The organism is Inquilinus sp. YAF38, from assembly GCF_052113205.1.
In the GTDB taxonomy this organism is placed as follows: Bacteria; Pseudomonadota; Alphaproteobacteria; order DSM-16000; family Inquilinaceae; genus Inquilinus.
The window spans coordinates 25,189-42,056 of sequence record NZ_JBFRCU010000002.1; the positions used below are offsets into that span (position 1 = coordinate 25,189).

Annotated in this window: 22 protein-coding genes; 8 read left to right on the plus strand and 14 right to left on the minus strand. The window is 68.6% G+C overall.

All coding sequences use genetic code 11. The features are described from left to right. The first annotated feature begins 56 nt into the window (after positions 1–56). Together AB4Z01_RS01130 and AB4Z01_RS01135 are read left to right on the plus strand one after the other, a co-directional pair. On the plus strand, positions 57–275 hold the full coding sequence (locus tag AB4Z01_RS01130; RefSeq protein WP_441689643.1) for an acetyl-CoA carboxylase biotin carboxyl carrier protein subunit: 219 nt from the start codon (positions 57–59) through the stop codon (positions 273–275). A gap of 64 nt (positions 276–339) precedes the next feature. Beyond that, complete coding sequence (locus AB4Z01_RS01135; protein WP_441689644.1) at positions 340–543, plus strand: hypothetical protein; 204 nt, start codon at positions 340–342, stop codon at positions 541–543. A 12-nt stretch (positions 544–555) separates the two neighbouring features. Here AB4Z01_RS01135 and AB4Z01_RS01140 read toward each other — a convergent pair whose 3' ends face one another. The 7 genes from AB4Z01_RS01140 to AB4Z01_RS01170 form a co-directional block, all read right to left on the minus strand. Further along, the gene (locus tag AB4Z01_RS01140; RefSeq protein WP_441689646.1) at positions 556–1,179 is read right to left on the minus strand and encodes a cupin domain-containing protein; all 624 of its coding nucleotides are present in this window, start codon (positions 1,177–1,179) and stop codon (positions 556–558) included. Between the two features lie 199 nt (positions 1,180–1,378). Then, positions 1,379–3,025, minus strand: a complete 1,647-nt coding sequence (locus tag AB4Z01_RS01145; RefSeq protein ID WP_441689648.1) for a phytoene desaturase family protein — start codon at positions 3,023–3,025, stop codon at positions 1,379–1,381. An 8-nt stretch (positions 3,026–3,033) separates the two neighbouring features. Next, the gene (locus tag AB4Z01_RS01150) at positions 3,034–4,113 is read right to left on the minus strand and encodes an aromatic ring-hydroxylating oxygenase subunit alpha (protein WP_441689650.1); all 1,080 of its coding nucleotides are present in this window, start codon (positions 4,111–4,113) and stop codon (positions 3,034–3,036) included. Beyond that, positions 4,110–4,907 (minus strand): ABC transporter permease, encoded by a 798-nt coding sequence (locus tag AB4Z01_RS01155; protein ID WP_441689651.1) that lies wholly within the window; start codon positions 4,905–4,907, stop codon positions 4,110–4,112. Before AB4Z01_RS01155 ends, AB4Z01_RS01150 begins: the two co-directional genes overlap by 4 nt. Next, the gene (locus AB4Z01_RS01160) at positions 4,907–5,788 is read right to left on the minus strand and encodes an ABC transporter permease (protein ID WP_441689652.1); all 882 of its coding nucleotides are present in this window, start codon (positions 5,786–5,788) and stop codon (positions 4,907–4,909) included. The genes AB4Z01_RS01155 and AB4Z01_RS01160 overlap by 1 nt, the downstream gene beginning before the upstream one ends. Before the next feature lie 3 nt (positions 5,789–5,791). Further along, a complete protein-coding gene (locus AB4Z01_RS01165) occupies positions 5,792–6,898 on the minus strand; it encodes an extracellular solute-binding protein (protein ID WP_441689654.1) in 1,107 nt (368 codons plus the stop codon). An 18-nt stretch (positions 6,899–6,916) separates the two neighbouring features. Next, positions 6,917–8,053 carry an ABC transporter ATP-binding protein gene (locus AB4Z01_RS01170; RefSeq protein ID WP_441689655.1) on the minus strand — a complete coding sequence of 379 codons (1,137 nt, stop codon included), beginning with the start codon at positions 8,051–8,053 and terminating at the stop codon, positions 6,917–6,919. Positions 8,054–8,335: 282 nt separating this feature from the next. On the opposite strand from AB4Z01_RS01170, the gene AB4Z01_RS01175 reads away from it, so the two are divergent. Both AB4Z01_RS01175 and AB4Z01_RS01180 read left to right on the plus strand, forming a co-directional pair. Continuing rightward, the gene (locus AB4Z01_RS01175; RefSeq protein ID WP_441689656.1) at positions 8,336–9,223 is read left to right on the plus strand and encodes a hypothetical protein; all 888 of its coding nucleotides are present in this window, start codon (positions 8,336–8,338) and stop codon (positions 9,221–9,223) included. A 112-nt stretch (positions 9,224–9,335) separates the two neighbouring features. Further along, complete coding sequence (locus AB4Z01_RS01180; protein WP_441689658.1) at positions 9,336–9,950, plus strand: TetR/AcrR family transcriptional regulator; 615 nt, start codon at positions 9,336–9,338, stop codon at positions 9,948–9,950. Between the two features lie 60 nt (positions 9,951–10,010). Here the strand turns inward: AB4Z01_RS01180 and AB4Z01_RS01185 are convergent, their stop codons facing one another. Together AB4Z01_RS01185 and AB4Z01_RS01190 are read right to left on the minus strand one after the other, a co-directional pair. Next, entirely contained in the window at positions 10,011–10,724 is a 714-nt protein-coding gene (locus tag AB4Z01_RS01185; RefSeq protein WP_441689659.1) for an N-acetylmuramoyl-L-alanine amidase, read from the minus strand. A gap of 81 nt (positions 10,725–10,805) precedes the next feature. Further along, on the minus strand, positions 10,806–11,273 hold the full coding sequence (locus AB4Z01_RS01190; protein ID WP_441689661.1) for a hypothetical protein: 468 nt from the start codon (positions 11,271–11,273) through the stop codon (positions 10,806–10,808). Positions 11,274–11,558: 285 nt separating this feature from the next. On the opposite strand from AB4Z01_RS01190, the gene AB4Z01_RS01195 reads away from it, so the two are divergent. The 4 genes from AB4Z01_RS01195 to AB4Z01_RS01210 all read left to right on the plus strand — a co-directional run bounded on the left by AB4Z01_RS01195 (position 11,559) and on the right by AB4Z01_RS01210 (position 13,193). Continuing rightward, entirely contained in the window at positions 11,559–11,861 is a 303-nt protein-coding gene (locus AB4Z01_RS01195) for a hypothetical protein (RefSeq protein ID WP_441689662.1), read from the plus strand. Positions 11,862–12,016: 155 nt separating this feature from the next. After that, positions 12,017–12,703 (plus strand): DUF3313 domain-containing protein, encoded by a 687-nt coding sequence (locus AB4Z01_RS01200; protein ID WP_441689663.1) that lies wholly within the window; start codon positions 12,017–12,019, stop codon positions 12,701–12,703. 161 nt (positions 12,704–12,864) lie between these two features. Then, on the plus strand, positions 12,865–13,008 hold the full coding sequence (locus AB4Z01_RS01205; protein WP_441689665.1) for a hypothetical protein: 144 nt from the start codon (positions 12,865–12,867) through the stop codon (positions 13,006–13,008). Then, positions 13,005–13,193 carry a DUF6726 family protein gene (locus AB4Z01_RS01210; protein WP_441689667.1) on the plus strand — a complete coding sequence of 63 codons (189 nt, stop codon included), beginning with the start codon at positions 13,005–13,007 and terminating at the stop codon, positions 13,191–13,193. The genes AB4Z01_RS01205 and AB4Z01_RS01210 overlap by 4 nt, the downstream gene beginning before the upstream one ends. Before the next feature lie 10 nt (positions 13,194–13,203). Here the strand turns inward: AB4Z01_RS01210 and AB4Z01_RS01215 are convergent, their stop codons facing one another. Genes AB4Z01_RS01215 through AB4Z01_RS01235 form a run of 5 tightly spaced genes read right to left on the minus strand, consistent with a single transcriptional unit; the run spans position 13,204 to position 16,868 of the window. Then, positions 13,204–13,518, minus strand: coding sequence for an L-rhamnose mutarotase (locus AB4Z01_RS01215; protein ID WP_441322590.1), 315 nt, complete (start codon positions 13,516–13,518; stop codon positions 13,204–13,206). Between the two features lie 16 nt (positions 13,519–13,534). Continuing rightward, entirely contained in the window at positions 13,535–14,299 is a 765-nt protein-coding gene (locus tag AB4Z01_RS01220) for an acetoacetate decarboxylase (RefSeq protein ID WP_441689669.1), read from the minus strand. Beyond that, complete coding sequence (locus AB4Z01_RS01225; protein WP_441689670.1) at positions 14,296–15,108, minus strand: sugar phosphate isomerase/epimerase family protein; 813 nt, start codon at positions 15,106–15,108, stop codon at positions 14,296–14,298. The genes AB4Z01_RS01220 and AB4Z01_RS01225 overlap by 4 nt, the downstream gene beginning before the upstream one ends. A 3-nt stretch (positions 15,109–15,111) precedes the next feature. Next, positions 15,112–16,152, minus strand: a complete 1,041-nt coding sequence (locus AB4Z01_RS01230) for a Gfo/Idh/MocA family protein (RefSeq protein ID WP_441689671.1) — start codon at positions 16,150–16,152, stop codon at positions 15,112–15,114. After that, positions 16,149–16,868, minus strand: coding sequence for a FadR/GntR family transcriptional regulator (locus tag AB4Z01_RS01235; RefSeq protein ID WP_441689672.1), 720 nt, complete (start codon positions 16,866–16,868; stop codon positions 16,149–16,151). Before AB4Z01_RS01235 ends, AB4Z01_RS01230 begins: the two co-directional genes overlap by 4 nt.

Genomic DNA, 16,868 nt, shown 5'->3' on the forward strand with positions numbered 1-16,868 from the left:
ACCGGGTCAAGCCCGGTGATGACACCAAGGGAACACATCTGACGACAGGGAAGTCCATGGCGACCGAAGTGAAGACCCAGACCGCGGGCAACATGTGGAAGGTGCTGGTCAAGCCCGGCGATACGGTGGCGGCCGGCGACACGCTGTTCATCATGGAGGTGATGAAGATGGAGGTGCCGCACGAGGCGCCGGTGGCCGGCACCGTGTCCTCCGTCCATGTCGAGGAGGGCGCCGAGGGGCTGGACGCCGACCAGACGGTGGTGGTGATCGGCTGACCGGGCCGAACCGGGATGGCGTTGGGCGTGTTGACTGGTGGAACGCAGCGTAAGGGAGCCCACCATGGATCCGCTCGTGATCTTGAAGCGCAGCCAGCCCGGCGACCGGCTGGAGGTGACGAATTCGAACGGCGACACGGATGACATCGTCGTCGCCGAGGTCGATCTGGAGAAGCAGCAGATCATCCCGGAACAGGGCAACGCCATCGCCTTCGGCGATGTCGGCAAGGTGGTGAACCACAGCGACAAACGGCACCGGACGGACTGACGGCGCCGCGGCTCAGAAGCTGGGCGGGGTGATCGCCCAGATCACCTGGGTGATGCCGGGGCCCGGGTTGCGGTAGCGGTGCGGCCGGGTGCTGGCGAGGGCGAAACTGTCGCCGGCGCCCAGCACGTACAGCTTTTCGTCGACCCACAGCTCCAGCGCGCCGGACAGGATGAAGGCGGCCTCCTCGCCCTCATGGGTGTAGCTGTCGGCGCTGCCGGCGCCGGGCTGGATGGTGCACAGCAGCAGCTCCAGCTTGCCGTCGAGATTGGGCACCAGCAGCTCGTCGGTCAGGCCGAGGCCGCCCATGTCCAGCACCTTGCGCCGGCCGGCGCGGACCACGACCCGGTCTTCGTCGTCCCGTGGCGCGGGGTCGCGGAAGAACCAGCCGATGGTCACACCCATGGCGCTGCTGATCAGCTGCAGCTGGCGGATCGTCGGCGTCGACAGCCCGCGCTCGACCTGCGACAGGTGGCCGACCGACAGGCCGGTGGTGGCCGCCAGCCTGGTCAGGGTCAGGCCGCGCTGCTGCCGCAGCTCGCGGATCTGCGGCCCGATCGTGTCGACCGGATCGCCGGGGGACGGATCGGAGTCCACCGTCTGCAGCTCCGGATCGGTGTTCTCGCCTTCGGTCATCATCCGTCTCTCCAGCGGATCGGCCTGCCGCCGCCCGCCTCAGATTGCCTCTCCCGCCTGGCGGGAGAGGTCGGGCGTCCGGAGGACGACCGGGTGAGGGCTGGTCCGGGCCTCGACAAAGAACCCTCACCCGGAGCCGCTTCGCGTCTCCGACCTCTCCCGCAAGCGGGAGAGGCAACGCAAAGGAGCATCCGCCCCCGCCTCACGCCCGCCGGGCCTTGACGTCGCGCAGGATCTCGCGCGCGGCGTTGTGGCCCGGAATGCCGGAGACGCCGCCGCCCGGATGCATCGACGAGCCGCAGATGTAAAGCCCCCGGAACGGCGTGCGGTAATCGGCATAGCCGGAGACCGGGCGCTGGAAGAACAGCTGGTCGGTCGACAGCTCGCCATGGAAGATGTGGCCCTGCGGCAGGGCGACGATGCGCTCGATGTCCGGCGCCACCAGCAGCTGGGCCTCGATCACGTCGTTGGAGAAGCCGGGGGCGTATTCCTCGATCGTGTCGAACACCGTCTTGCGGAAATTCTCCTTCTCCGTCGCCCAGTCGCCGCCCTTCAGCGTGTAGGGGGCATGGCCGCCGAACAGGTTGACGACATGCTTGCCGGGCGGGGCCAGGCTGTCGTCGACGATGGTCGGCACCACCGGGGTCAGGAACGGCCGGCTGGAGTACCAGCCGTACTTCGCGTCGTCATAGGCCCGTTCGAGATAGTCGATGTCCGGCGCGATGTGCATGTAGGTCGGGTAGCTGAAATTGCCCAGCGCGCCGTCGGCCTTGACCTTGTCCAGGATGCGGTATTGCGGCGGCCGCTCGCAGGCGATGTTCATCTTGAAGGCGGTGGAGAAGCTGCGATAGCCGCGGATCTCGCGCAGCACCTCGGCCGGCAGATGCGCCTCGCCGATCATGTCGAGATACAGCGTCTTGGCGCTGGCGTTGGAGACGATGATCCGGGCGGAATAGGTGTCGCCCTTGGTCGTGGTCACCGCGGTGGCGCGGTCGCCGGTCAGCCGCACCTCCGCAATCTCCGCCTCGGTGACATGGTCGACGCCGATGGTCCGGCCGTAGGAGGCCAGCGCCTGGGTGATCGCCCCCATGCCGCCCTTGATGAAGCCCCAGCCGCCGGCGCCCTCATGCTCGCCCATGATGTGGTGCATGATGACGTAGGCCGACCCCGGGGTCTTCGGCCCGGCGAAGGTGCCGATCGAGGCGTAATAGGCCAGGACGGCCATCACCCGGTCGTCCTCGAACCATTCGCGCAGGAAATCGTAGGCGCTCATGCTCAGCATGTCGGCGACGCGGTACATCTTGCGGCCGATCTTGCGGTGCCGCCACAGCAGGGACGCGCCGTCGCGGAAGCCGCGCCAGTCGCGCCTTGCCGGGTCGACCGGCGTCTCCCACAGCAGCTTGCGCACGATCTGCGCCGCCTCCTGCAGATAGCGGTCGAATTCGGGATAGATCGCGGCGTCCTTCTTCGAGAACTTGGCGAAGCTGGCCTGGGTCTTGGCCATGTCGTCGGAGAAGACGATGTAGTCGTCATTCGATACCGGCGAGATCATGTCCGAGCAGGGCAGCACCTCCAGCCCGTGCTTCTTGAGCTCGAAGTCGCGGATGATGCGCGGGTGCAGCAGGCTCATCAGGTAGGAGAAGATCGAGGCGCGGAAGCCGGGCGCGATCTCCTCGGTCACCGCGGCGCCGCCCAGCACCTTGCGGCGCTCCAGCACCAGCACCTTGAGGCCGGAGCGGGCCAGGTAGTTGGCGCAGACCAGGCCGTTATGGCCGGCGCCGATGATGATGGCGTCGTAGCGCTTGGCCGCCGCCGCGCCGTCGGGCTGGGAAGGGGAAGTCGTGGTCATCGCTCTCTCTATTCGGCGGCGGCGCGGTGGGCCGGGGCGGGATGGTCGGCCATGCCGCGGCGGACCATGTCCTGGAAGGCGTGCACGGCATGCTCGTGCTTGGGCGACAGCGGCCCGCGCTGGTAGATGCCGGCGTTCAGGTTGCGCTGCACCCCGGTGATGATGTCGAGGTCTTCGCTGACGATCTGGGCCGACCAGTCGATCGACTGGCGGTTCTCCGCCGCCTTCTCCGGCGAGACGTCGGTGAAGAAGTACCAGTTGATGTGGCGCAGCCGGCCGGCGCCCAGCGGCTCCAGCGTCGCGATCGAGCTGCCCCAGTCGTACAGGTTCAGCATCAGGAACGGGAAGCGGTAGAAATAGACGCCGCGGGTCAGCCCGCCATCCCGCTTCGGCGCGTGCAGGTGGAACATCTCGTCATGCACGTCGATGCTGTAGCGCTCCATGTCCAGCGAGGCGCAGAGGCCGGGATGCATGGTCCGGCAGTGGTAGCATTCGAGGTAGTTCTCGCCATAGGTCTTCCAGTCGACCTCGCAGTCGCGGTTCTTCTCGGCGAACCAGTGCTGCTGCTCCAGCGGATAGTCGGCGGCCAGGGCGTCGATCGGGCCCAGCCAGTCACGCAGCCCCTGCCCTTCCGGCGCGATGCGCAGGAAGACCAGGCCGCGCCACTCCTCGGCGGCGATGCGGTACAGGCCCCATTCCGCCGGGTCGAAGGCGGGGGCGGAGCCGAAATCCGGCGACCGCTTCAGCTTGCCGTCCAGCGTGTAGCTCCAACTGTGATAGGGGCAGACCACCAAGCGCGGGCATTGCCCCTCCGGCTTGGTCAGCAGCTGGGCGCCGCGGTGGCGGCAGACATTGTGGAAGGCGCGGACCTGCCCGTCCTCGCCGCGGATGGCGAAGACCGGATAGCCGGCGACCGTGCCGGTGACGTAGTCCCCCGGATTGCGCAGCCGGGCGGACCAGGTGAACAGCATCCAGTGCCGGGCGAAGATGCTTTGGCGCTCGGCCTCATAGCGCTCCGGGTCGCGGTACCAGGCGGCGGGCAGGGTCCAGGTGAAGCCGTCCGCCGCGGTGGGGCTCGTCATTGTCATGGTGCAACCTCTCGGTCGGTTGCCGCCGGCTCGCGGCCAGCGCGCAGGATCTGCAGGATCACCAGCAGCAGGGTGACGGCGAACAGCACGGTGGCCGCCGCCGCGATGGTCGGGTCCACCCGCTCGTTGATGCCGTCCCACATCTTGCGCGGCAGGGTGTAGACCGCGCGGGCGGCGATGAAGAGCGTGACCACGATCTCGTCCCAGGAGGTGAGGAAGGCGAAGACCGCGCCGGCCAGGATGCCGGGCAGGATCTGCGGCAGGATCACCCAGCGGATGGTCTGGGACTGCGAGCCGCCGAGCGAGCGCGACGCCTGGTCCTGGCGCGGGTCGACCGAGGCCAAAGCGGCCGAGACCGTGACCAGGACATAGGGCGCAGCCAGCAGCGTGTGCGCCAGGATCACCCCGGCGAAGCTGTCGAGCAGGCCGATGCCGGCGAAGAAGCGGTAGAAGGCCAGCGCCGAGACCACCGGCGGCACGATCAGCGGCGCCAGGGCCAGCATCCGGGCGAGCTCGCCCAGCGCCGAGGACAGCCGCCACAGCCCGATCGCCGCCAGCGTACCCAGCGCGACCGACAGCGCGGTGACGGCGAGGCCGATGCCGAGGCTTTGCAGCATCGCCGAGCGCCACTGCTCGTCGCCGAACAGGGTCTCGTAATGCTGGAAGGAGATGCCGTCGGTCGGCAGCGACAGATAGCGGTTCGGCGTCACCGACAGCGGCATCGCCACCAGGGTCGGCAGCATCAGGAACAAGAGCACGGCCCAGCACAGGGCGACGAGGACGGACCAGCGCATCAGGCCCCTCCCCCGAACAGGCGGCGGACATCGACGACGCGGGACAGCGCCGCGATCAGAAGCAGGACCGACAGCAGCAGCACCGACGCCATCATGGTGCCGACGCCCCAGCGCACGGTCTGGAAGATCTGCAGCCGGACGTATTCGGCGATCATCACCACCTTGCCGCCGCCGAGGATCGCGGGCGTCACCAGGAAGCCGAGCGACAGCACGAAGACCAGCAGGCTGGCGGCGAAGATGCCGGGCAGCGACAGCGGCAGGAACACCTTGGCGAAGGTGCGCAGCGGCCCGGCCCCGAGCGAGCGCGAGGCGGCGCCGAGGGTCGGGTCGATGCCCTTCATCCCGGCATAGAGCGGCAGCACGGCGTAGGGCACCATGTAGTGCACCATGCCGACCAGCACGCCGAACTCGTTGCGCACCAGTGGCAGCGGCTCGGTGATCAGGCCGAGGCCGGCCAGCGCCCCGTTCACCAGCCCCTCGCTGCGCAGCAGCGTCAGCCAGGCGAAGGCGCGGACCAGCACCGACACCCAGAACGGCACCAGCACGAAGGCGGTGATCCAGACCCGGTGCCGCGGCGAGGCGTGCAGCATGACATAGGCGACGAGATAGCCCAGGACCACGGCGCAGAGCGTGGTCCAGGCGGCGACGCGGAAGGTGGTCCACAGCACCCGCTGCATGGCGTCGGAGTCCACCAGCCGCTGGTAGTTGCCGAGGCCGGGCGCCGGGTCGGTGACGCTGATCCACAGGATGTTGGCCAGCGGCAGCAGGTACAGCAGCAGCAGCGCCGCCATCAGCGGCAGCACCAGCCCCCAGGCCGCCGCCGGCGTCCGGCGCCGGGCGACGGCTGGGGGTGCGCTGGCGTAGGCGGCGCGTGCTGTCATGCCTCAGCTCGCGATCAGGTCGAGGAAGTCGTTCTGCACGGTGTCGTAGTTCTCGGCGTACCAGGCACTGTCGATCGGGATCTGGCGCTTGTAGTTCGGCTCGTAGCCGCAATCGATCTTCTGCAGCTCCGGCGTCAAACTGGCGCTGGCGGCTGGGTTGGCCGGGCCGTTGCCGAGCAGCTTGAGGAGCTCGACCTGCCGCTCCGGGTTCTGGGTCGAGGCGATGAAGTCGAACACCGCCGGCCCGGCCGGGTTCTTCGCCAGCACCGGCAGCACGCCGGGGGCGACGATGCCGTGGTCCCAGGTCCAGGTGATCTTGCCGCCGGAATCCCGGTCCAGCACCGAGGCCCGGGTGCACCAGATCGGGCCCATCGTCACCTCGCCCTCGCGGAACAGCTGCTGGCTTTCCGCCCCGCCGCCCCACAGCAGGAACTGGTCGCGGTTGTCCTTGATGATGGCGAAGGCCTTTTTCACGTCGAGCGGATACAGCTTGTCCGGCTCGACCCCCGACCCGAGCAGCACCGCCTCCAGCGACCCGACCAGCCATTTGTAGATCRCGCGCTTGCCGGGAAAGTCCTTGAAGTTCAGGTAGTCCTTGAAGCCGTTCGGCGTCTTGCCGCCGGTCTTCTCCAGGCTGAAGGCGTTGACGGTCGAGTACATGTAGGCGGCGCAGCCATATTCGAAGGTGAATTCCGGCCGCACCTTCGCCTTGTCGACCTTGGAATAGTCATAGGGCTGGATCAGCCCCTGCTTGCTGAGGATCGGCAGGTAGAAGCCGTCGGCGTCGGTGCAGTCCCACACCACATTGCCGCTCTCGATCATCGCCTTGATCGCGCCGGGCGTCGGCTCGGCGCCCAGCACCGTGACCTTGAGGCCGCTGTCCTTGGTGAAGGGGTCGCCCCAGGCCTTGCCCCAAGCCGGCACGGCGTCGCCGCCGAAGTTGACCACCACCACCTCCTGCGCCGCGGCCCTGGCCGGGCCGGAGACGAGCAGCGGCGTGACGCCGAGCGCGCCGAGCACGGCCAGGAAGCCGCGCCGGTCGATGTGTCCGTCGGCGAACCGCTCCGCCGCGATGGAAGCGAGATCCGCGCGATATCGAGATGCCGTCATTGGAACCCCCTGTCTGTTTCAGGCCGAGCTGTCGTCGGCTTCGTCTTCGATCAGAACGGTGGCCTCCGGCGCCCAGCCGACCCAGGCGGTGGCACCGAGGCCGAGATCCGGCGCCGCCGCCCAGGCGAAGCCGGTCGCGGTCAATGGGCCGAAGGCGTCGGTGCCGACCACCACCTGGCGGGTGGCGCCGAGATAGGCGATGTCGAGGATGCGGCCGGGCACCCGGTTGGCCATCTCGTGCGGCTCCTGCGCCGCGACCCGCAGCTTCTCCGGCCGCAGCGCCAGCAGCACGCCGCGGCCTTCGGGCGGCGTCGCAGTGCCGCGATGCAGCACCACGGCGCCGCCGGTCTCGAGCCGGATCAGCTCGCCGTCGCGGCCGGCCATGCGGCCGGCGATACAGTTGCTCTTGCCCAGGAATTCGGCGACGAAGCGGGTGCGCGGCCGCTCATACAGCTCGTCCGGCGCGCCGGCCTGGACCAGCCGGCCGCGATTCATCACCGCCACCCGGTCGGCCATCGACAGCGCCTCGTCCTGGTCGTGGGTCACCAGGATGAAGGTGGCGCCCAGGTCGCGATGCAGCGTCTTCAGCTCCAGCTGCATCTCGGCGCGGAGCTGACGGTCGAGCGCGCCGAGCGGCTCGTCGAACAGCACGATGTCGGGGTCGAACACCAGGGCGCGGGCCACGGCGACGCGCTGCTGCTGGCCGCCGGAGAGCTGCCTGGGATGGCGGTCGTCGAAGCCGTCCAGCCGCACCCGGGCGATGGCGCCGGCGACCTTCTCCGCGATCATCGCCCGCGACACGCCGCGGACCCGCAACGGATAGGCGATGTTCTCGGCCACCGTCATGTGCGGAAACAGGGCATAGCCCTGGAACACCATGCCGAAGTTGCGCTTCTCCGGCGGCACGGCGGTGACGTCGCGGCCATCGACCGCGATCCGGCCGGCACTGGGCGCGACGAAGCCGGCGATCATCATCAGCAGCGTGGTCTTGCCGGAGCCGGAGGGGCCGAGCAGGGTCAGGAACTGACCGCCCGGGATGTCGAGCGACACGTCGTCGACGGCGCGGACCGGGCCGTAGCGGCGCGACAGCCGGGTCAGCGCCAGGCCATGTGCCCTCGCGGCGGCCTTGGGGGCTTGCGCTCGATCGGCCCGCATCAGCATCGATCCTGCCTCCTGCGATCTTTTTCATTCTTGTGAAAGAAGCCTGGAGGCGATGACGGAGCGTGTCAAGGATCAGAAAGGCTGCATAGATGCGGAATTCTGATCGCCGTGGAGGATCGCTGCCTTCGTCTTGGGCAGATGCCCGTTTTCAATCCTGTGAAAATCGAGCAAACGGCTCAGCCTGGACTCGTCCCGTCCGTTGCAGTTTCATCGACGGAACGGCGCGGCGCCCCCATCTGAATCGGCATGCAAGCGGAAAGCGGGATCCTGAGCCGGGTGACGATCCGGCCCGTCGGGGGCGACAAGCCGGGCATCGAGGCCCGGCTGCCCTACGACCGGGCCATGATGCAGCGGCTGATGGCGGCGTTCCCCCGCGCCCGCTGGCGCGAGGCGGAGGGGGTGTGGTTCATCCCCGGCACCACCGCCGAGCGCCGGCTGACCCGCTTTCTGGCCGACCAGCTGCCGGACGGCGCCGACCATGCGGACGCCAAGGGCCGCGACGCCCATGAATTCGATCCGATCGAGAGCCGCTATCTGGAGGTCGCCGACGAGCTGCTGGTCCGCACCCCCTACTCCCGCACCGTGGTCGAGCAGATGCACGCCATCCCGTGGTCGTGGTGGGACGCCGAGACAAAGACCTGGCATGTGCCGTTCCGGTCCTATGACGAGCTGTGGCGGCGCTGGCCGGAGATCGAGGCCGCGGCCCGCCGCAACGAGCCGGAGGAGCGCCGCAAGCGCCGGGAGGCCGAGTGGACGCCGGAGCGGCAGCGCCGCGCCGCGCTCCTGGCCGCCGAGCGCCGCCGGCACCGCTATCCGGTGCTGGCCGGCGACCCGCCGCCGCTGGAGCTGCCGGTGATGACCGAGCGGTTCGGCATGCTGGTGTTCACCGGGACCGATGGCGAGATCGCGGACATCCCCGACCCGGCCGGCATCTACGCCCATGCCGACCCGGCGGCCGGCGACTATGTCTGGGTCCGCTGGCGCCGTCCGTCGCTGGAGGAGCTGATCGGGGTCTGGCCCGCCCGCGCGGAGGCCGGCCCGGCCGAGCAGACCCGCGGCTGGTGGCAGCCGACCCGCGAGGAGCTGCGCCAGGCCCGGCGCACCGCCCGCATCCGCGAGCGGCTGCAGGAGCGCCGCCGGGTGGACGCCGAAGCGGCGCCGTAGCCGGACGATTACAAACCGACCTCACAGTCTGTTTTTTCCCCAGCCGGCACGCTATGTCTGTCGGACACGACCCGCCCGGCGGCGAGTACCCGCCTCGGCCTTGTGAGAGAGCATGGACAACGCCACCCGTTCCGAACGTTCCCGCGCCGCCGCCATCCAGGCGGCGCTCGCCGTCATCGCCCGCGACGGTCCCGGGCGGCTGACGCTCGACGCCATCGCGCGCGAGAGCGGCATCAGCAAGGGCGGGGTGATGCACCATTTCCGCACCAAGGAAGCGGTGGTGACCGCCCTGCTGGAACACCTGACCGAGCGCTTCGGAAAGTTCACCCAGGACTATCTGGCCGAGATCGGCCCCGACAGGCCCGGTGCCTTTCTGGAAGCGCAGATCGCGACGCTGCGCGAATCCCTCGCCACGCCACACTCCGCCTTCCTCGCCATCCTCGGCGCAGTGGCCGAGAACCCCGACCTCCTCTCCATCAACCGAGAGGCGGACGCCCAGGCGCTCAAGGCCGTCAAGGCCGAGGCCGCCGATCCGGAGCTGGCGGTCCTGCGCTGGATGGCGGCCAGGGGCCTGCACATCATGACGCTGCTGGGGACCTGCCCCCTGTCCGTGGAGGAGCGCGACCGGCTGTTCGACCGCCTGATCGACGATGCGCGATCGCCCGCCCTCGCGAAGATCGCGAAGCCGGCCTCCGCGTCCCGCGGCCGGAAGCGCGGCGCCGGCTGACGGCGAGCCCGCATTCCCCTGTCAGGAAGCTCGTGAGATCCAGCTCAGTATCGTCGCCACTCACACCTGCCAAACGCGCGACCAGTCGAACCCCTGATTGGGGTCCCAGCCGTAGCGTTGAACGGGGTTTACATCTTCGTGGCCAACGACCCGGCCTTTTGTCCGAGGGATCCCATAGCGCTCGCAGATCTCGGTCACCAGCTCGGAGAGTCTGGCATACATCTTCTCGGTGTAAGCGCTGGAAGACGGTGTCTTCGCACCGAATGACAGGATTTCGATGGCGACCGCGTAGTCGTTCGGCCGCTTGCTGACATCGTAGTTCACCGGCTTGGCGTCCTCGCCCCACCTCGCACGGAAGTACGCGTAGTCGGACCACTCCTGACCGCCCGGCCGACCCACGAACGTTGCCTCGGGGCGGCTCGGCACCGGCTTCAGCTTTGAATCGAGCCAGACCGAGTCGGCCGGGTATGTCGCCCAGTCGAAGTGGTAGAGCAATTTGCGCCACCCATTGCCGGCCTCGTCGTACTGCGCCTGGACCGGAGCCTTGATGCCCGCGTGCCAGGCCTGATTCTCTTCTTCGACGAACTGGTAGAGAATGCCTTCTTTGTCGATCACGTAGTGGGCGCTCGCCGAAGTCGTGAATTCCTTCCGCACCGCCTCGAAGCTGTTCGTGCCGGTGATGTGACACACGACATGCGTCGGCGGGGCAGAGCGTCCAGGCGTCATCTTCCCGGGAAAGCGCCGCTCCTTGGGCACCTTGGGGTTCCAGGCCATGATCCCTCTCCTGTGGTTTGCGAGCACCCTTCCCGGCCGGCTTGGCTGGTCTGGAGGCGCCACGATTGAATTCCGGCTCGACTACTTGCGGATGTTGAACTCGACCGGCTTGCCGTTGGCGACGCCGTCGAACAGGACGAGCACGCGGTAGGCCGTTGTGCTTTCGTCAAGCACGAGGAGCGTTTCCGCGCTGTCGGTGGCTGCGACGCCGGGAAGTGGTCCGAGCGGCTTCGCGACTTCTCCGTCCTTGCCGCTCCAGAACCAGACCGATGACAAAGGCCATGGCGGTGTCCTCTGTTCTTCGCAGGTGAACTTCTGGTCCCCGCGCTCATCATCGCTTCGGCCCGACAGGATGAGCACGCCGTCCTTGACCTTGGCGAGATCACGAATCCCGACATTGTCGCCGAGCGCCAGCGGGCTGGTCGCCTCTCGGGCTTCGGTCTTCTCGAAATGCGGCTTCACCGTCCAGGCGTTATCAGACCGGATGATGTCGGCCCGGGCGGCAACGGTCGACAGCGCTGTCAGCGCAATAAAATAAAATAGGCGCATTGAATGAGCCTCAAAATAGGAACAAACCCCGCGTCTCAAATGGGGTGCACTATATTCTACCGAGAGATCTGAGCACTTGTTTTCGCACTATACAGAAGAATGGGAGATCGGCAAAGAACCCTGGCGGCGGACCGCCGCCAGGGCTTCCGATCCCCGCAGGCACCCCGAAGCGCCTCAGGCGCTCTCGCGGGCATCGATCGATGTTGATAAAAACCGTCCAGACGGTTTGCAAATTCGGAAATCCGCTGTTATGGTCTTCTCACACGAGATCGAGAGGACGACGGCATGGCACAGGGCGCTCCGCACCCGGCAGGGGAACGCGGCATCGGCGGAACCGGCGGGCAGCCGGCCACAGAACGATGGGATGCCGAGCGTTTTCGCATTGCCTTTCCCGCATGCGAGACCTTTTCAAAACTCCAAACGTCGTCATTGCGAGCGCAGCGAAGCAATCCACGGGCCGCACGCACCGGCCCCTGGATTGCTTCGTCGGCTTCGCCTCCTCGCAATGACGGCGAGGGATGGGAGTTGTGGAAAGATCTCGCAAGCGGGAGAGGCAACACCAAATTCGATCTCATCGGCGTGATCTGATTCAAATCCGAACATCGGCGCCGCGGCGCTGACCACGACCTGACGGCGGCGCCGTCAACACCTCTCAATTCCCCGCATCAACGACGACCGCACTCTCCGGGATCTCCCGGCAGAGAACGGCTCCCTGCAGCCCAGACTTCGACTTGGAGACTTGAATGCACGCGTTCCTCGAACGGCCGCGACGGCCGATCCCTGCCCGGGCGTGGCTGTCGCTCGCGGCGGTCGGCGTGGCCCTGGCCGGCTGCGGCAGCGCCGATCCGGTGCCCTATTCCGGCATCGCGTCGTCGGCGCAGCTGGCGCCCAACCCGCAGGACGACACCGGGCACATCCCGTTCCGCTACGCCACCCCGGTGGACTGGCGCAGCTACAACCGGATGATCATCGACCCGATCGCGATCTACCGGGGCCCGGACAACCAGTTCGGCGACATGTCCGAGGCGGACAAGGCCGAGTTGGCCCACAGCATGCAGACCGCGTTTGTGGAGAAGCTGAAGACCCGCTTCACCCTGGCCGGCGACCCGGCCCCCGGCACCCTGCGCCTGCGGCTGACGCTGACCGGCGCGTCGACCAGCACTCCGGTCTTGAGCACCGTCTCGCGCATCGATATCGGCGGCGGCCTCTACAACGGGGTGCAGGCGGTGCGTGGCGGCGAAGGCTCGTTTACCGGGGCCGTGATCTATGCGGTCGAGATCTACGACGCGCCGAGCGACCGCCTGCTCAACGCCTTCGTCTCGAAGCAGTACCCGGGATCGATGAACATCGGGGCGACCTTCGGCTCGCTGGCCGCGGCCAAGACCGGCCTCGAGAAGGGCGCCGACGCCCTGGTCGCGCAGCTCAAGTGATCGATCGTCACGCGGAAGAGAGCTTTCAGAACAGCCATCCATCCTTTGCCGTCATTCCCGCGAAAGCGGAAATCTCTTTCCCGTCAAAGCGGCGCGAGATCCCCGCTTTCGCGGGGATGACGGGTTGGGGGGTTCCGAAAGGGTCTCAGAGGAGGTCCACCATGATCTTCGAGATGCTCTGGCTCGGCAGCATCCTGCTGTGCGCCGGGCTGTATCTGTGGGGCTATGCCGCGAACGTCCTGCCGCGGCGGTGGCGCCTGCCGCACGCACCCCGAGCCGCTGCCGGGAAGGAGAAAAGCCGGTGACCCGCCTCGCCCGATCCGGCCGCCCGATGGCCGTGCTGCTGATCCTGGCCGCGGCCGCCGGACTGTGCGGCTGCGGCCTCGTGGCCCTGCCCTTCCGCACCACCAGCGCCGTGGTCAAGGTGGTGCCGGTGGCCGGCCATGTCGCCGCAGCGCCGCTGGATATCACCGCCGACGCGATCGACTGAGCCGGCGCCCTCAGTCCATGTGCCACTGCAGCGGCAGCAGGAAGGGGAAGCCGGTGCGGCTGTCGATCTCGACCTTCATGATCGGCGCCATGTATTCGCCCCAGCGCCGGTTGACCGGGTCGTCGCGCAGCGCCGCGATGGTGCGGTCGAGGTCGTCGGTCTCGAAATGGCCGAACAGGGCAAGGCCGTGCTTGAAGATCGAGTAGTTGCGGATCCCGGCCGCCTGCAGCGCCGCCACCATCTCCGGCCAGATCTCGTCGTGGCGGCGCTTGTACTCCTCCTCATAGCCGGGGCGGATCTCCAGGATCCAGGCGTGCTGCGTCATTGCGCTGTCTCCGTCGTCAGGCGGCGAGGTAGTCGTGCAGGATGCGGCCGGGCGCCAGAGTGAAATCGGCGCGCCAGTAGAAGCCGTCGAGCATCTCGCGCACCGGCAGCCGGTAGACCGGCGCCTGGATGTTGGGCCGCRGCTCGACCGTGCACGGCCCGCTCCAGCATTCATGCACCGCCACCTCGGCCAGGCGCCGGGCGGTGAGCTGGCGGATCGCCGGCCGGCCGTCGATATGGTCGATCGCCTTCAGGTTGATGTTGGTGGCGAAGTCGAAATGCGCGGCCAGGCTTTCGATCCGGTCGCGCCGCTGCTTGTAGGCCAGCGTGCCGGTGATCACGTCGATGCCGTTGCGGGCGACGGTGGCGACCCAGGCGTCGCCGCGCGCCTCCAGCGTGGGGATGCCCGACTTCTTCGGCTGGCCGTGCACCTCGCGGCCATGCGCGACGCCGATGTCGGAGGACAGGAACAGGTAGGGCGAGTAGGACCCGGCCTCGCCGGTCCCGGGCAGCCGGCAGCCGACCATGATGTTGGACTCGCCATAGGGGCCGAGCCAGTCGGTGTCGTTCATCTTGTAGATGTGGGCGAGCACCACGTCGCTGGTCGGCTCCAGCGGCGGCGGCAGCAGCCGTTCCACCGCCTCCGGGTCGGTGCGCCAGGCCAGGGTCAGCACCTCGACGTCGCGGAAGCTGAACGGGAAGGGCGGCACCATCGGCGCATCCCAGGGAGTGGAGAAGCCGCCCTGCAGGATCTCCTCGACCGTCACCCGGCGCCCGGTCATGCCAGCCATCCCCGCACCAGGTCGCGCATCCGGATCGTCTCGGTCAGCACGTCGTCATGGAGTGTCGCCATGTAGTCCTGATGCACGTATTCGAGCGCGAGATGCCCCTGGAAGCCGGCGTCGCGCAGGGTGGCCAGCTGGGCTTCGATGTTGATCGTGCCCTCATGCCCCTTGGCCTGCAGCGCCCCCGGCCGGGCCTGGCGCAGATGGACATGCGCGGCGTGGCGGGCCAGCGGGTCGATCTCCTCCTGCCGGTAGCCGAGGCAGACGAAATGGGCGTAGTCGAGCGTCAGCCGCAGCCCCTCGACCCGGCCCAGCAGTTCCTCGACCAGGGCCGGGGTTTCGAGGAAGGAGTGGACATGCGGCTCGATCGTCGGCGTCACCCCGGCCTCGAGGGCGATCGGCACCAGGGCGTTGAGCGAGCGGGATGATTCCGCCAACGCCTGCGCCCGCCCCTGCCCCGGGTTGCACACGCCGGGCAGGATGAAGATCGTGTCGATCTCCGCCCGGGCGCAGAACTGCACCGCCTTGCGGAAATCCGCGATGTTGCGGTCGCGGTGGCGCGGATCGGCCAGATTGCGGTCGGACAGGCCGTCGCCGAACAGATGATAGAAGCTGGGCACGTGGATGCCGAGCGCCCGCACCGTCTCTGCCATCCTGTCCGGATCGGCCAGCAGCGCCGCCTTGTCGAGGGCGGGGCCGTAGAAATAGCCGAGATCGAGCGCACCGATGCCAAGCGCCCGGGCGATGCCGGCCGCCTCCTGCAGCGAGCAGGCGCGCAGGGACCAGGAGGTGAGCGAAAGCTGCATGGGTCACACCCTCTCGACTTGGCCGCTGGCGGCGGAGCGATACATGGCGTCGAGCACTTCGACCGCGCGCACGCCGACCTCGCCCGGCGCGTCGTTCTCGACGTCGCGGCCGAGGCAGAGGTCGACGAAGACGTCGACCGGCCGCTCGCAGTCGTATTCGCCGGCGCCCAGCGCCATCGGCACGGTGGTGTCGCGGCCGTCGCGGCGCCGCACCTCCAGCCGCTCGCGCTCGATGTCGAGCAGCAGCAGGCCCTCGGAGCCGTAGATGCGCAGGTCGATATGCGGGCCGCGATGCTTCGGCACGGTGGAGGCGCCGGACAGCGCCGCGGTGGCGCCACCCTCGAACCGCACCGTGGCGGCGTCGTAATAGTCGACCCCGGTGGGCGAGGCGCCGGTCATGGCGAAGACCTCCCGCGGCGCCAGCTCGGCGATGCGGAACAAGAGGCCGAGCGCATGCACCAGCTGGCCCCAGCCATAGCCGCCGGCGCGCTTCGGGTCGGCCCAGGTCGAAGGCGGCGGCCGGAACATGTGGCCCTTGGTCTCGGCCATCGGCTGGCCGGCGAACAGGTCCTCCAGCGCCGAGCCCATCTGCAGCACGACATGCTCGACCGTGCCGATCTCGCCGACCAGCCGGCGCGCCTGGCGCACCCAGGGCAGGAAGTTCCAGCCATAGGGCACCAGAATGGCGCGGCCGGCGCGGCGGGCCCGGGCGACCAGGTCGCGGGCGTCCTCAGAGCTTGTCGCCAGCGGCTTCTCCACCAGCACGTGGCAGCCACGGTCGAGCGCCGCGGCGGCGTGCTCGTGATGCAGCACATGCGGCGAGGCCACCACCACGCCATCCGGCTTCACCCGGTCGAGCAACTCGCGATAATCCTCCGAGCCCTCCGGGATGGCGAAGCGCTGCTGCAGCGCCGCGAGATCTGCCGCGCCCAGCCGGTTCACCCCGACGACCTCGCAATCGGGATTCCGCTGCAGCACCGGGATGTGGTTCTGCGCCGCCCACCAGCCGGCGCCGACCACGGCGATCCGTGCCTTCCTGCTCATCGCGCCTTCTCCATCGCCGCCAGCGTGGTCTCGTAGACGCTGGTCATGTGGCGCCGCATCGCCTCACCTGCTGCGACGGCGTCGCGGGCGTCGAGCGCCGCGAGGATCGCCTGATGGTCGGCGAAGCTGCGCTCCAGCACGCCCGGCGTCTCCGAGGCGATGCGGCGGTATTCCATGCCCAGCACGAAGAACGAGCCGCCGACCCGCTCCAGGAACGGGTTGCCGGAAGCGGCGTAGATGATGCGGTGGAACTCCATGTCCGAGACGCGGAAGCCGACCGGTTCGCGCAGCAGGCCGCGCTGTACCGTCAGCAGCGCGTGCAGCCGGGCCAGCGAGGCGGCGTCGATCCGCTGCGCCGCCAGCCCGGCGATGGTGCCCTCGACCAGGATCCGCGCCTCGTGCAGCGCGTCGACCGTAGGCGCGTTCAGCTCCAGCAGGAACTGCAGCGGCGCCAGCAGGTCCAGCGCCTCCAGCGCCGTGACATAGACGCCGCCGCCCTGCCGCATCTTGACGACGCCGAGGATCTGCAGGCCGCGCAGCGCCTCGCGCACGCTGGGCCGGCTGACCTGCAGGATCTGCGCCAGCTCGCGCTCCGGCGGCAGCTGGTCGCCCGGCTTCAGGCTGCCGGTGCGCACCAGCTCCATGAGCTTCTTCGCCACCTGCTCGGCGACCGACTGCCGCTCGATCGGGGCGACGGTGTCGAGGCCGGTGACCAC

Excerpts from the sequence above, each read along its gene's own strand:
- AB4Z01_RS01185 (WP_441689659.1), bottom strand. The coding sequence starts at position 10,724 with ATGGCCTGGAACCCCAAGGTGCCCAAGGAGCGGCGCTTTCCCGGGAAG.
- AB4Z01_RS01205 (WP_441689665.1), top strand. The coding sequence starts at position 12,865 with ATGATCTTCGAGATGCTCTGGCTCGGCAGCATCCTGCTGTGCGCCGGG.
- AB4Z01_RS01190 (WP_441689661.1), bottom strand. The coding sequence starts at position 11,273 with ATGCGCCTATTTTATTTTATTGCGCTGACAGCGCTGTCGACCGTTGCC.
- AB4Z01_RS01130 (WP_441689643.1), top strand. The coding sequence starts at position 57 with ATGGCGACCGAAGTGAAGACCCAGACCGCGGGCAACATGTGGAAGGTG.
- AB4Z01_RS01195 (WP_441689662.1), top strand. The coding sequence starts at position 11,559 with ATGGCACAGGGCGCTCCGCACCCGGCAGGGGAACGCGGCATCGGCGGA.
- AB4Z01_RS01145 (WP_441689648.1), bottom strand. The coding sequence starts at position 3,025 with ATGACCACGACTTCCCCTTCCCAGCCCGACGGCGCGGCGGCGGCCAAG.
- AB4Z01_RS01225 (WP_441689670.1), bottom strand. The coding sequence starts at position 15,108 with ATGCAGCTTTCGCTCACCTCCTGGTCCCTGCGCGCCTGCTCGCTGCAG.
- AB4Z01_RS01150 (WP_441689650.1), bottom strand. The coding sequence starts at position 4,113 with ATGACAATGACGAGCCCCACCGCGGCGGACGGCTTCACCTGGACCCTG.
- AB4Z01_RS01180 (WP_441689658.1), top strand. The coding sequence starts at position 9,336 with ATGGACAACGCCACCCGTTCCGAACGTTCCCGCGCCGCCGCCATCCAG.
- AB4Z01_RS01170 (WP_441689655.1), bottom strand. The coding sequence starts at position 8,053 with ATGCGGGCCGATCGAGCGCAAGCCCCCAAGGCCGCCGCGAGGGCACAT.
- AB4Z01_RS01140 (WP_441689646.1), bottom strand. The coding sequence starts at position 1,179 with ATGATGACCGAAGGCGAGAACACCGATCCGGAGCTGCAGACGGTGGAC.
- AB4Z01_RS01230 (WP_441689671.1), bottom strand. The coding sequence starts at position 16,152 with ATGAGCAGGAAGGCACGGATCGCCGTGGTCGGCGCCGGCTGGTGGGCG.
- AB4Z01_RS01200 (WP_441689663.1), top strand. The coding sequence starts at position 12,017 with ATGCACGCGTTCCTCGAACGGCCGCGACGGCCGATCCCTGCCCGGGCG.
- AB4Z01_RS01135 (WP_441689644.1), top strand. The coding sequence starts at position 340 with ATGGATCCGCTCGTGATCTTGAAGCGCAGCCAGCCCGGCGACCGGCTG.
- AB4Z01_RS01155 (WP_441689651.1), bottom strand. The coding sequence starts at position 4,907 with ATGCGCTGGTCCGTCCTCGTCGCCCTGTGCTGGGCCGTGCTCTTGTTC.
- AB4Z01_RS01215 (WP_441322590.1), bottom strand. The coding sequence starts at position 13,518 with ATGACGCAGCACGCCTGGATCCTGGAGATCCGCCCCGGCTATGAGGAG.
- AB4Z01_RS01160 (WP_441689652.1), bottom strand. The coding sequence starts at position 5,788 with ATGACAGCACGCGCCGCCTACGCCAGCGCACCCCCAGCCGTCGCCCGG.